A 13,547-nucleotide genomic window follows, 5' to 3' on the forward strand; every position below is an offset into this window, starting at 1 on the left:
AAAACTTTGATGCTAGCGCATCTAGGTCTTTTTTTCACCTTGCATTTGGTATTGCACTTCATGTGTTAATCTAAGATATAAATCGCGGCGTCGCTTATCATAAAATCATTAATACGCTTTTTGAGAGAGGTTTTTATGGCGCAGCCTATGAGCTAATGTCGCAGCAATCAGGTACGATCAATATTCCTTATATGGATATGAGCCATAACTCGATAGTGCTGCCGGATAAGACGGTGAGACTGGCATCGACTTTTTATCCTCCTTTTGTCGCCGTTATCGAGGGCTTCTTAAGTCATAAAGAGTGTGATCAACTGATAAGCAGTGCTGAAGGTAATATGCGAGACTCTCGAGTTGTGAGCCCTGTCGATGGTACTTTTGCAGAGCACGATGCCAGAACCAGTAAAAGCCACGGCTTCCAGCGCGGTGCTACGCCTTTGATAACGACGATAGAAAATAGGATAGCAGCATTACTACATTGGCCAGTGGTTCATGGAGAAGGGTTACAGGTTTTAAAGTATGGTAAGGGCCAAGAGTACCGTCCTCATTATGATTTTTTTGATCCTAAAAACGCAAATTATCAAAAAAACATCGGTAAAGGTGGTCAACGCGTCGGTACTTTGCTGATGTATCTATCGGATGTCGAGGCGGGCGGTGGTACTAACTTTCCAAAGATAAATCTAGAAGTCAGACCCAAAAAGGGTATGGCATTATATTTTGCTAACACCAAGTTTGATGGCAGTATCGAACCTTTAAGCTTACACGCAGGCATGCCAGTAAATAAAGGCACGAAGTTTTTAGCCACTAAATGGCTACGAGCAAACCCTTACGTCAGCTAGCGTGAAGTTTCTAGCGTGAAGTTTAAGGAGGTTTAGCTATACTGTCTTTGCCGTAACGTCTCGTATAGACATAGCGACCCTGCGATAGCCACATTTAAGCTCTCTTGACCATTGGGCTGCGGTAGCGCAATAGGGGTCGCGCACTGCATGAGCTCATCACTCACCCCTTGGCCTTCGTGTCCCATTATCCACGCAATAGGGCTACGTAAGTCATAGTCATAAATCAAGGTATCTGTATGAGAACTAGTCGCAAGTAGCGGCGTTTGTACTTGCTGCAAGATATCTGTTATAGCTAAGTTTTCGTAGATGTTCAGAGCAAACTGAGCACCCATGCCGGCTCGTAGGGTTTTGGGCGACCATGCCTGCGCGGTGTTCGTGCTACAAAGCACGGTCTCGATACCGACCGCCGCTGCCGTACGAAGTAAGGTGCCTACGTTACCACTATCTTGTACATCATTTAAGATCAAGCAGTCATGATCAATTGTAGGCAGAGCTGGGGCCGGTATATCGATTATCGCCATAATATCTACGCCTGCCCCTAAGCTGCGAAAGCTGGCGTAGAGCGAATCGGCGACAGTCAAAATACTGGTATAAGTAGGCAGGCGCGCTAATAGCTGCTGCACCTCAGGGTGGCTATGTGCCGACTGCGCTAATAGTACTTGCACTAAGGGGTAGTCACTGCGCAGAGCTGCGTCCATTAAGTGAATGCCCTCTATGACCGTTTGCCCTTGCTTTTTACGCTGGCGAGCTTGAGTTAAGAGCGCTTTTGCCAGCTTTACGGTTTGATTCTTATCAGAGGTAATCAGCTCAATAGGAGTAGAGGTCATAGCAGCCTGCTTAAAAGGTGATAATGAAAATAAAAACTGCAAGGATGATAGAAATAGAGCCAGTCAAAGGGCCGCCGATAAGGTTGATCTCAGTAACTCCTTATCAGCGTTACTTTAGCTAATTAAGCTTACGACTCATTATGAGCGCTATGGAGCTGTTTGACATAAGCGACTTCGTTTTTGCTACCGAGCACCACCGGTACACGTTGATGGATATCGGTGGGTTCGATATCTAGTATACGTGTGATAGCGTCGGTTGCCATGCCGCCTGCACGCTCTATAAGTAAGCTCATCGGATTGGCTTCATACATTAAGCGCAGTTTACCGGCTTTGTTGGGGTCTTTAGTGTCGAATGGATAAGTAAAAAGACCGCCGCGGCATAAGATTCGGTGCACATCGCCGACCATGGCCGCAACCCAGCGAGTATTAAAATCGCGGCCACGAACGCCAGTTTTGCCAGCGATTAGCTCATCGATATACTGCTGCATAGGCGGCTTCCAATATCGATAATTCGAGGCATTGATAGCGTACTCGCTAGTATCCGCTGAGATTTGTACTTGCTCTTCGATCAGCAAATAGTCGCCGCTATCGGGATCTAAGCTAAACATAGCGACGTTATCATCTATAGTCAAAGCAAGAACCGTAGAGGTACCGTACAATAGATATCCTGCTGCTAGTTGTTGATTGCCAGCTTGCAAAAAGTCTTCATCAGCGCTGACTTGACCTTGACGCTGGTAGGGCAAAATAGAAAAAATAGTACCCACTGCCATATTGATATCGATGTTCGATGAGCCATCCAGAGGATCAAACAAGATAAGTAGGCTACCGTCCTTATTGGCAGGTGTAGCGTGATCGAGCTCTTCTGATGCTACTCCAGCACAATGTTTGTTGTCTGCTAAAGCTTCTAGCAATAAGTCGTTGGCTAGCACATCGAGCTTTTTTTGCTCTTCGCCTTGCACGTTTTGATTACCCGCTTCTCCTAAGATGTCCGCTAGCGCGCCTTTTTGAAGCAGTTGTGAGATCGTCTTACCCACATCAGTAACCGTCGTAATAAGCTCAGTGACCGCAGGGTTTGCAGAGTGGTGATTTAGATATTGTGCTAAGGTCATCATAGGGTTTCCTAGGAGATGTAAAGGTAGAGGTTAAAAGTATAGGGTAGCGTAGGTTCAACATACTCTAGATACAATATAAGTAACTATTATTTTATTCTTATCGAGTGCTATCTGGACTTGCAAAAACTATTAAAAAGGCAATAATGCTTCACGTCATAAATGAGCGTGATAAATAGATAATACGGGACCCTTGTACGACTACAAAAATCAGCTACACTATCGTTATGACGGACATTACTACTGATTTGTTATTATCATTATCGACGACAGCAATGCAGTCACGTAAAGTGTAGCAAATAAGTACTACAAAGTCTTTTTGTCTGTAATTATAGGCTTGCTGTTTGCTTACAATATTATCGCTTAGAGCCTTTAGATCTATATTAAACTTATTTTATAAAATCTTTCTACTACATCAATAATAAAGATTCGTGACTATGCCAACTTCTAATGATATCCGTTCAACCGCCAATATCTCGCCCACAGACTACGCTAAGGTCGATCCTCGCGCTATCCATAAGCAGCTCGATATTTCGCTGAGTCGCCCGCAGCTCAATGATGATGGCAGCATTCGCCACTTCTTAGGAGTGGAAGGACTTAATAAAGCGCAGCTTCAACGCATCATCGCTAAGGCCGAGACTTTTATCGATGAAAAAGGTCAATTGTTAAACCGGCCTGAGCTTGAGGGTTGTACGGTCATGAACTTGTTCTTTGAGCCCTCAACGCGGACACGCACCACCTTTGAGGTAGCTGAAAAACGTCTGGGCGCTAATGTGCTCAATATCGATATTGCGCGCTCAAGTACCAAAAAAGGGGAGAGTTTACGCGACACGCTATGGAACTTGCAAGCGATGACCGCGGATATTTTTGTGGTGCGTCATTCGGCCTCAGGGGCAGCGCATTTTATGGCTACAGAGGTCACCCCAGATATTGCCATTATCAATGGCGGTGATGGCTGGCACGCGCATCCGACCCAAGGTATGCTCGATATGCTCACCATCCATCGTGAAGCGCCGCGCCCATTTGAAGAGCTATCGGTGGCGATTATTGGCGACATTAAACACTCACGAGTTGCGCGCTCAGATATTAGTGCGCTACAAACGTTAGGGGTCAAGGACATTCGAGTCATTGCGCCGCGCACACTTTTGCCTAAAGGTATTGAACGTTTTGGCGTAAACGTCTATGAGGATATGAATGAATGCGTGGCCGACTGTGATGTCATCATGGGGCTGAGAATACAGAACGAGCGGATTGGCTCGCCGCTACTGGCCTCATCGAGTGAGTACTACAAACATTATGGCATCACCCCTGAGCGCGTTGCGCTAGCGAAGCCTGATGCCCTCATTATGCATCCGGGGCCGATGAATCGCGGTATTGAGATTGCCTCTAGTGTGGCAGATGGCGCCCAGTCAGTGATCCTAAAGCAGGTCAGTAATGGGGTGGCTATTCGTATGGCGGTATTGGCTTTGGCGATGGAAGGGCAGCGCGCGCACCAAGCAGCTCGTAGCTAATCTCATTTAGTAGAGTATAGGGTCAAGCCCTAGTATCTTACTATGCTATTTTATTCTTATTTATCCCGCTTATTGATACGGTAATAACGCTCATGACAACCCTCACAAGTTCAGACACTCAAATGCACGACTTACTCCCAGAATCTTTCAAAAAATCACTGCCAAGCACAGCGACAGCTCAGTTAGCAACATTGACAGCCGATCGCGAGATGTGGGTACTACCGCCATTAGTAGATCTATGCGCGCGTCTGCGCGAGCCGGGGCAACAGCAGCATGGCACGCTAATCTCAGAGGGTCGTGCTGCTCGCGGTAATGGCTTTTTGCATGTGGTGATTCCGCCGGATACCAACCCTATCTTAGAAAATGGCTCACTGCTTAAGGGTCTGCGTGAGCGCGCACTTGAAGATGGCGGTATTTATTTGCATATCCTTGGCGCTTTGACCGAAGGCTTAAGAGGCGATAATCCTTCTAACATTGCCGGTCTAAAAAAAGGCGGCTGTATCGCTGTCTCTAATGCCCGCCAGCCTTTCGCTAATGATTTAGTGCTATTGCGCACCTTGGAGTATGCCGCCACTTTTGGTCTAAAAGTGTTTTTTTATCCTGATGAGCCGAGTCTGTCCGGTGAAGGGGTCGCACATGAAGGCTACATTGCGTCTTATCATGGTCTGCAAGGTATTCCGTGGATCGCTGAAACCGTCGCCCTATCGAAGCAGTTATTGATGGTGGAGGAGACGGGTATCGCTGCGCACTTTAGCCAATTGTCTTGCAAGTCTTCAGTGGAGCTGATGCGCTGGGCAAAAGATAAAGGTCTGCCGGTGACGTGCGATGTAGCTATGCATCAACTGTATCTCACTGACGATAACTTGGAAGGATTTAATGCTCAAGCTTACGTGTTGCCGCCGCTCCGTAGTAACACCGATCAGCAAGCGCTGCGCCGTGGTCTACAAGATGGCACTATAGATGCGATTTGCAGCCATCACGAACCTCTTAATGCAACTGCCAAAAAAGCGCCTTTTGCTGAGAGCACCCCAGGTATTTCTAACTTTGATACTTTTATGGCGCTTGCTTGCCAGCTGGTACGCGATGAGATCTTAACTCTAGAGCAACTGGTCGATAAGATATGCCTTAATCCTGCCAAAATTGCTGGTATCAGCGCGCAGTATGAAAACACTGGCGGCGCAGTTTTAGTCGATCCGAATGTAGAGTGGCAAGTGACAAGCGAGACGATGCTGTCTAATGGTAAAAACACTCCGTTCTTTGCGCAGCAGCTGCAAGGCCGAGTTGTGGAGACTTTCTTTGTCTAACATAGCTAGGCAAAAGACCAGCGCGGCTAGCGAATCGATAAAAGCGGTCGCCATTTATGAGATTGTTAAAGGCGTGGGCGCGCTACTAGGTGCCGGAGCATTATGGCTATGGCATAGCGATCTTGAAGATTGGTTAGCGACTGCAACGCACTCTTGGCAGCAGTACTTTGGGCAGCTATTAGCGCCGCAGGTTGAGAGTGTCGTTGCGATTGCGCAGCGCGCCAGTCAAAATTGGCCATTATTTTTGCTGTTTATATGTGCTTACGCGAGTATTCGTTTTATTGAGGCGTATGGCTTGTGGCAGGATAAGACCTGGGCTTATTGGTTTAGCGTGCTTGGTTACGGTATATTTATCCCAGTTGAAGTGTACTATCTCATCACTAGCCCTTTTGACTGGTTTAAGTTATTTATCCTCGTATTAAACATTATCATTGTCATAGTGGTTTATCGTAATATGAAGCGTAAAGGTTTAATATAAAAGTGCTGCTAGTCCTTGAGATGTATTCTGTATTCATAAACGGAGCAGCTATGACTAAGAATTAGAGTAATAGCTGCTTTTTTTATCTAATTTTACTTTATATCGATTTAACTGCTAGACAGTTCAAGCTTATAAGCCAACTTTTGAAGGCTTATCATGCCCAATACTTTTTGCGACCCTGCCGACACTCAAGCCTTGTACTAAAATTGAAAATATAACCACCGCATAGGTTAGGGCTAATAAAATGTCACGCTCAGCGCCTATGGGGAGCTGCAATACTAAGGCGACGGATATACCACCGCGCAAACCACCCCAAGTCAACACTTTCCAAGCGCCACCTGGCAAGTCCAGCTGTCGACTAAAGGTCTTTGTGGTCATACCCACGACAATAAAGCGCGCTAGTAGCGCAATGATAATGGTCAAGCCGCCAGCGATAAACAGATTACTAGAATAAGCAATCATTACGATCTCAAGGCCGATTAAAACAAATAAAATAGCGTTCAAAATCTCATCAATCAGCTCCCAAAACAAGTCAACATAATGACGAGTCTGATCACTCATCGCTAATGCACGACCGCGATTGCCTAACATCAGACCCATCATCACCATCGCGAGTGGCCCTGACAGGTGCCAATAGCTGGCGAGCGCATAACCACCGATGACACCAGCTAAAGTCAAGAGCACCTCTTCTTGATAGCTATCGATGCTCTTGATTAAGTAATACAAAATCGCGCCTAACACTAAGCCAAAAACGATACCGCCGCCAGCTTCAACCGCTAGGGTGTGCGCCACATAATTAGCCGTTGGAATATCACCACTGGTCAGAATTCCAAGCAAAATGACAAAGATAACGACGCCGATACCGTCATTGAATAATGACTCGCCAGCAATAACGGTCTCTAAGCTTTTGGGCGCGCCAGCAGAGGCCAAAATACCCATCACAGCGATAGGGTCGGTTGGTGAGATTAAAGCGCCAAACAATAAGCACCAAATAAAAGGCAAGCTAAAACCTAGTAGCGGCAGCATCAAATAAATCGCTGTCGCAATAAGAAGTGCTGAGACAATAGTACCGATACAAGCCAATATACCAATAGGCAGCTTATAGCGGCGCAAGTCACTAATATTGACATGCAAAGCGCCAGCAAATAGCAGCATAGAGAGCATGCCGTCGAGCAAGACTTCGGTGAAATCAAGCTGCTCTAATAAACTGATCTCATAATCGATCAGCTGATCGAAACCCAAAAACCCCAAAAATATCGCAAAGATTGACAGCAAAATGGATATCACCATCACCCCGATAGTGGTGGGTAAACCAATGAAGCGGTGGTTAACGTAGCTTAAAAGCGCAGTTATCGATAAGAAGATAGCGCTGATCTCAAGGATGCTTAGGCCGGAGGTAGATGCCATAAAATTGTCTCAGATAGGTATTAAAGTAAACTAATTAAAATAAAAGCCGCGATGTGTTTTACCGCGCTAAAGCGGCATTAAGTTATCTCGACTGGCTCTCTAATGCTTTGCTAATATGTCTGTCAAAGGTGCTGGTATAAGTAAAATACTGATGCTGCGCATCTTCACTTTGGATAAACTGCCGCACTTGCCAGCACATATCGAGCAAATCTGTTGTCAGCTCATCATAAGCCAAGTTTTGTTGACCGGCCGCTTCAATGAGTTTTAGCTCATGCAGCAAGGACTGGCGCTGCGCGCTATTGACTCGAGCATAGTTAAGATCGGTTAGCGCTTGGCAAAGCGCTTTGAGCACCATCAGATCAGCAGTCGCATAACGGCGTATCTCACCCAATGAGGTGTCAATAAAGTCAGATATCTTTGGCGTTTTAGTCACCACTGCCAAGGTAGACGCCCGCGACTGACTCACCGTAACCTCATTGATATCTTTATTACGCGCCGGATGATAGAAATGATAGGGGCTTGGTGGCTGACGGCGCATCATAAGACTCAAGCAAGAGGACAAGGATTGAATGCAGTTCACTGCTGTTTTGGGGTCATTGATACCAGGAGATAAGGCACGTATGGCAATCTCAGTGATCTGTCCTAGACTGTAGCCGATATCGTTAGTATGTGATGGGCGCTGTTCTAACTCAATACCAGTCGCAAAACGCTGCCAAAACAGTGCGTCAGGAGCGCGCGGCATAATGGCTAAGTTTGAGGTTTTGGTCTTTTGTAAGTAGCTATCATCTCTAGCAGGGCGCTGATAAAAATAGCCCATAATATTCTTATCGGTGACAAAGCTGCCAAGGTTCGTCTGTAATCGGATTATCCCGCCGTAGTCCTTCGCTAAAATAATTAAGGAGTCAATATATATCTGCTGCAGATAGCCTGAGGTTGGAGCATAGATGGGCGCAGCTGCCCAAGACAAATAATCATCGATATCCTTATCTGCGGCATCGCGCTGATGCTCGATGTCGCAGGTCTCGCTATACCAATAATCAATATTAGCAATAGCATCATCACTAGCGTCTTGTATCACATGCGAAGCTTGAATCGCATGGACCATATGCTGAATAAAGTACACCAATAATAAAGCGCAAATAATGGCCATAACAATGGCAAAAGTCACTGCCAGCTGCGGAACCCCGAAGCTCACGTCAAACTTATGAATCGACTTTAAGACCAAAAGGCTATAACTAAAAGTGCCGATAAAAGCCCCGAGCACTAACTGATTAGAAGTGTCAGTCAAAAAGTTCCGCAATAGTCTAGGGCCAAACTGTGAGGACGCCATGGAGAGTACAGCGATGGTGATAGAAAAGGTAGTACCCGCCACGCCAAGTACAGCGCCTGCAATCGATGTCATAATAGCGCGCGCGGCATCATCATCACCGGTAAACGCGAAGCTGATGTCTCGAACCGTCTCACGATCTAAACGCTGATCGATAGAGATGAGTAGGGGCGCTAATAGAATGCCTAGGAGTACAAAGGAGGTCGGGATAAACCAATAAGAGCCTATCAGCCGCTCCCAAATGTTTTTTAGACGATCTGGCAGGCTCGTTAGGTTCTGCTTTGATAAAAGACTCGTGAAGTGCTTAACGCTATGTAAGCTTACGGTGATAAACCGATGCAGTAAGTTTTTGTGCTTATTATTGGTATGGTCACTCACTGCCGCAGACTCCCTATTGTTTATTATTCAGTCGTTATTAACGGTTATTTAATCAAGATAACCTTTAATTAATATGGCTTTTAATCAAGGTGACCTTAAAGCAATGCTTATAAAGGTATTCATCATTCTAGTTCGGCTTATCGGCTTCAGTGATGATATTACCCTCATTAGTAGCCGGACGTCGCTGCAAGGTTTTACGTCTAGTTTTGTGGCGAGCGGTATTGGCGGGTTTTACCTCTCCCTTAGGGATAATGGCTTGTAGATCATCATCATTTTGAGAGACATCACTGTCTTTATCATAAGCTTCAGGTTCAAAAGGCGGCGTCCGCTTATCTTTGAAGGGCTCAGACTTACCGGCCTTTACTGGATGTTTTTTGCGCGGATGACTATGCGCAAATATAGCAGCTAGTGGCAGGTTTAATTGCTGCTTAGCAAAAGCCTCTGTATCCTCAAACCGATCAACTAGTAAGCTCAGCCATGGCTCTTGATCCTCTAGCGTCATCTCATCAAGCTCGTCTTTAATCGGTAGCGGATAGGGCAGCGTCCGATAAAAATCCCATAGCGTCATTCGGCTCAAATCTTTTTTGAGCACATAATCGTCGTCATCAGTCATAGTGATCAGATTGCTGTCTTTTAGGTAATTAATATAAAGATACCATTTAGGCAGCTCTTTGCGGCCCAAGACGTTACGCAGCTCTACTTCACTGACCACCTCGCCTTTAAGATAACGGCTATAAACTAAGTTGAGCATATCAAGCAAGCTCAGTAACGGATGACGCGGATAGACCTCTTCGGTCTCAAAAATAGTCAAGGTATAGCTGATTTCAACCCCTAGTAATATCAGATTCCAAGACAAATAAATCCATAACAGAAAAATAGGAACCGCGGCAAAAGCACCATAAATCGCCTCATAGCTGGTGAAGTTGGTCATCACCGTACCAAACACATGCTTGAGTAGCTCAAACACCACCGCGACGATAACGCCCGCGATAATAGCGCTTTTCGCTGGTACGCGCGCTTTGGGAATAAACCAATACATACCAATGAAGCCTGCAACGGTAATGCCGATCGACACCATCTGCACCCAAAACGACCAATCGATACCATACCCAGCTATTTGACGATTTAGAAAGCTCAAGCTTTGCACCGTGCTTGAGACGATAAAAGCCGTCCCTAACACTAAGGGTCCTAAAGTGATAATTGTCCAATAGCGCAGCAGACTTTTGAGACCGCCTGAGCGTTCATCGACGCGCCAAATCTGATTAAAAGCGCGTTCAATAGTGGTCAAAGTCATGATAGTAGTGACAAATAAAATCGCGACACCAATAGCGGTCAAGTTAGTCGACTTTTCGGCAAAATTATTGATGTATTCACTGACTTGTAGGCTCGATTGCGGCAGCAAATTACTATATATCAACTCGTATATCTGCGCGCGGGCAGCAGCTAGCGCCGGCACTGAAGACAAAATCATCAGCAATACCGTGACGATAGGCACAATCGATAACATGGTTGTGTAGGTCAAAGAGGCCGCTTTTTGCTGGCAGTTATCTTCGAAGAAGTGACGAACCAAAAACTGCGTAAACTTAAACCAACGCTGCTGCAAAAAAGGGAGTTTTTGAGTTAATTTTTCCATACTGACCATGTAGAAAGATAGAGGTGAGAATAGTGTAACAAAATGTCCTAGCGTCAGTTGCCACTTATTTGTGTCAAAATGCTAGGCAATACTCGCCGGTTTGCATGTCAGTCAACGACTCGGGCATAATGTAGCCTGTAATTCCATCGTTTCGACAAGTATCAGCCAAAAGGAAGCTTTGCCAATGAGTCAGATTGATCCCTATGTATTAGTGCTATATTACTCAAGTCATGGCACCACGAACGTTTTAGCTTATGCCATTGCTCAGGGGATAGAAGATGCCGGGATGACCGCGCGTATTCGTACGGTGCCGACGGTGGCAGCTGAAACGACTGCAAGCAAAGCGGCAATACCAGATGAGGGCGACCTGTATTGTACTATGGACGATCTCAAGAACTGCGCTGGATTGGCCTTAGGCAGTCCGACGCATTTTGGTAATATGGCTGCCCCCATGAAATACTTCTGGGATAATACAGTGACCTTATGGCTGGCAGGTAATCTACAAAACAAACCTGCATCCGTATTTACCGCAACCGGTTCTATGCATGGTGGTCAAGAGACGACACTACTGACGATGATGTTGCCACTTATGCATCATGGCATGATGATCGTAGGCTTGCCTTATGGTGAGGCGGCGCTCAATCGCACCCAGCGCGGTGGCACGCCTTATGGTGCAAGCCATGTCAGCGGCGCCGCCCATGATCAGCCTATAACCGATGATGAGCGCGAACTGGCCATTGCTCAAGGTCACAGGCTAGCCATTACTGCCCAAGCGCTGTCGCAAGCAAACTGGAAGCGTTAGAGGCTGAGAGCTTATGAGCTCACAGACAAAAAGCTAAACGAAAAACGTGCTATAAATTAGGAAACTACCGCCGCTAATGTCCACAACTTCTACGCCTTCTAAGCAAACATCCGGCCCTAAACCCGCTAAATCCGTCAAGCCAAAAAAGCCTATTGCGCCTATGCAGCAGCGCTTGCTGCTAACTTGGCTAGTGTGGCTAGTGTATCGGCTATTAGTGCTGCCGATATTTATTAGTCTGTTTAATCCGAGCAATCCCGATATTATTGGCGGCATCGCTTGGTATGGCTTATGGCTAATACCGGCCTTTATTATCACCCCTGTCATATTACGCGGGCGCTCTCCTTATATGTTATTGGTCAGCAGCATGTTGACCTTAGTGTATCTAGGCGCTAGCGGCGTCGTATTATTCACGCGCTTTTATGGGACCAGTTGGACAGAGATTTTGGTTTATGGGCTTGATTTTGCTTTATTATTTGCAATCAATGTTTGGTTGTTTATCCTGCTCAAGCGCTTACCTTCGATGAATAAAGTACAAAAATAGCGGCATGTTTTGACATAAAAAAGCGGCGCTCTACTATTTATAGAGCGCCGCTTTTCGTTTTGTACCTTCTTGTTTTGTACTTTTTAGCTTTGGAGCTGTTAGTTTTGCAGCTTAGAGCTTAGAGCTTAGAGCTTAAAGCTTAAAGCTTAAATGCATTACCATTTAACGCACTTTTTTTAACTCTAAGTCCATCTTTTTACCATCGTTAATCTGACTGACTTTTACAGGCAGATAATCTAGGCTTGGTGCAAGCCAAAAGCTGGTTGAGCGATCGCTATCATCATGGATACGATCCACTCGTACCGTATCAAACGTACCCGCTGGTACAGTGACTTTTGTATTGCCTACCTTTTTAAACGGCGTTTTTTCTACTTTGTCTTTTTTGGCCATGTAGTAGTTGCCCGAGAATTTGCCATTTAACAAGTCTTGACGAATTTGCACTTCTAAACTCAAATCATCAAACGCTTGCTGCGCCATATTTGACGTTGTGGTTTTGCCTTTATAGCTACTCGTGACCTTTTTACCTGCCGAATCAAAACTTAGATTATGCGTACGTCCAATACCTAAGAGCTTATAAGTGGTGCTCGCCTTAGAAGGTGTGACATTGTTGCCCATAATAGTAAAGGTACTACTTTGCGACGCACTTGCAACACCGGCTACGCGAGCTTTCACATTATAGTTCCAAGTATTGCCTGATTTTTTGAGGGTACGAGTCGCGTTACCTTTGTATTTATTTTCAACGGTAAAACTATAATCAGCGGTCGAAGGCTGAACGGTTTTGGCGCTAGCCAGAGTAGGGACGGTCATAGATAAAGCTCCGATAGCAGCGATACTAGCGCCTGTTATGAGCGTAGTACGTTTGTTGTTGCGTTGTTGCGTATTAATGGCAGTTAAAGAAGATAATACAGTCATAGATATTCCTTAATAATTATACCGCTAATGAGTGGCAAGATTTTTATAATTTAACTTTCGATTGTTCGAGTTCTAGTGGTTTAACTTTTAATGATTCGTTTTTAACGATTCAACTTTTCATGTTTCGACTTTTAATGATTCGATGGTGGCCGCTCAGTAGCTATTAGTGTTTCTTTGTTATAGCTGATCCACTTTAAAACCGATACAGTGCTACTGGGATGAATTTTGCGCAGCATCGAAAAGTGCAAAGCACACAGCAAGCAAGGAAAATTTGTACCAGTAGCACGGCAATATTAATGTATCGATTTTATTTCGAATTGACTATAGCACTAGATTGTCAGCTACTATAATGGTCATACCTTGTTACATTTTCAAGGTTTGCCCTTTGGGTAGACGTCTAGCTCTTGTAGTTGATGTTACCCAAAACAGGACAGCATTTAGGCTTAGTAACATCCTGTCAGCAAGCTTGCTGTTAACTTGGG

12 protein-coding genes are annotated in these 13,547 nt (G+C 45.4%); 6 read left to right on the top strand and 6 right to left on the bottom strand.

The features are described from left to right. Positions 1-155 precede the first annotated feature (155 nt). The gene (locus AAEY83_RS11245) at positions 156-836 is read left to right on the top strand and encodes a 2OG-Fe(II) oxygenase (protein WP_025644110.1); all 681 of its coding nucleotides are present in this window, start codon (positions 156-158) and stop codon (positions 834-836) included. Between the two features lie 32 nt (positions 837-868). Here the strand turns inward: AAEY83_RS11245 and AAEY83_RS11250 are convergent, their stop codons facing one another. Together AAEY83_RS11250 and AAEY83_RS11255 are read right to left on the bottom strand one after the other, a co-directional pair. After that, the gene (locus tag AAEY83_RS11250) at positions 869-1,663 is read right to left on the bottom strand and encodes a TrmH family RNA methyltransferase (protein WP_037058632.1); all 795 of its coding nucleotides are present in this window, start codon (positions 1,661-1,663) and stop codon (positions 869-871) included. A gap of 128 nt (positions 1,664-1,791) precedes the next feature. Next, on the bottom strand, positions 1,792-2,775 hold the full coding sequence (locus tag AAEY83_RS11255) for a class 1 fructose-bisphosphatase (protein WP_025644106.1): 984 nt from the start codon (positions 2,773-2,775) through the stop codon (positions 1,792-1,794). 434 nt (positions 2,776-3,209) lie between these two features. Between AAEY83_RS11255 and AAEY83_RS11260 the strand changes: the two genes are divergently transcribed. The 3 genes from AAEY83_RS11260 to AAEY83_RS11270 all read left to right on the top strand — a co-directional run bounded on the left by AAEY83_RS11260 (position 3,210) and on the right by AAEY83_RS11270 (position 6,065). Further along, complete coding sequence (locus AAEY83_RS11260) at positions 3,210-4,283, top strand: aspartate carbamoyltransferase catalytic subunit (RefSeq protein WP_025644104.1); 1,074 nt, start codon at positions 3,210-3,212, stop codon at positions 4,281-4,283. A 122-nt stretch (positions 4,284-4,405) separates the two neighbouring features. After that, positions 4,406-5,587, top strand: a complete 1,182-nt coding sequence (locus tag AAEY83_RS11265; RefSeq protein WP_025644102.1) for a dihydroorotase — start codon at positions 4,406-4,408, stop codon at positions 5,585-5,587. After that, positions 5,580-6,065 (top strand): DUF2127 domain-containing protein, encoded by a 486-nt coding sequence (locus AAEY83_RS11270; protein WP_025644099.1) that lies wholly within the window; start codon positions 5,580-5,582, stop codon positions 6,063-6,065. The genes AAEY83_RS11265 and AAEY83_RS11270 overlap by 8 nt, the downstream gene beginning before the upstream one ends. Positions 6,066-6,194: 129 nt before the next feature. Here the strand turns inward: AAEY83_RS11270 and AAEY83_RS11275 are convergent, their stop codons facing one another. The 3 genes from AAEY83_RS11275 to AAEY83_RS11285 form a co-directional block, all read right to left on the bottom strand. Then, entirely contained in the window at positions 6,195-7,472 is a 1,278-nt protein-coding gene (locus AAEY83_RS11275) for a cation:proton antiporter (protein WP_025644097.1), read from the bottom strand. Between the two features lie 82 nt (positions 7,473-7,554). Continuing rightward, a complete protein-coding gene (locus tag AAEY83_RS11280; RefSeq protein WP_025644095.1) occupies positions 7,555-9,177 on the bottom strand; it encodes a DUF2254 domain-containing protein in 1,623 nt (540 codons plus the stop codon). Between the two features lie 127 nt (positions 9,178-9,304). Then, positions 9,305-10,810 carry a YihY/virulence factor BrkB family protein gene (locus AAEY83_RS11285; RefSeq protein WP_025644093.1) on the bottom strand — a complete coding sequence of 502 codons (1,506 nt, stop codon included), beginning with the start codon at positions 10,808-10,810 and terminating at the stop codon, positions 9,305-9,307. A 184-nt stretch (positions 10,811-10,994) separates the two neighbouring features. On the opposite strand from AAEY83_RS11285, the gene wrbA reads away from it, so the two are divergent. After that, positions 10,995-11,612 carry an NAD(P)H:quinone oxidoreductase gene (gene wrbA / locus AAEY83_RS11290; RefSeq protein WP_084212595.1) on the top strand — a complete coding sequence of 206 codons (618 nt, stop codon included), beginning with the start codon at positions 10,995-10,997 and terminating at the stop codon, positions 11,610-11,612. Positions 11,613-11,772: 160 nt separating this feature from the next. Next, positions 11,773-12,153 (top strand): hypothetical protein, encoded by a 381-nt coding sequence (locus AAEY83_RS11295; protein ID WP_299069150.1) that lies wholly within the window; start codon positions 11,773-11,775, stop codon positions 12,151-12,153. A gap of 162 nt (positions 12,154-12,315) precedes the next feature. On the opposite strand, the gene AAEY83_RS11300 is transcribed toward AAEY83_RS11295, so the two are convergent. After that, the gene (locus AAEY83_RS11300) at positions 12,316-13,065 is read right to left on the bottom strand and encodes a DUF3108 domain-containing protein (protein WP_156923937.1); all 750 of its coding nucleotides are present in this window, start codon (positions 13,063-13,065) and stop codon (positions 12,316-12,318) included. Between the last annotated feature and the right edge of the window lie 482 nt (positions 13,066-13,547).

The organism is Psychrobacter sp. TB20-MNA-CIBAN-0197 (assembly GCF_040309765.1).
In the GTDB taxonomy this organism is placed as follows: domain Bacteria; phylum Pseudomonadota; class Gammaproteobacteria; order Pseudomonadales; family Moraxellaceae; genus Psychrobacter; species Psychrobacter submarinus.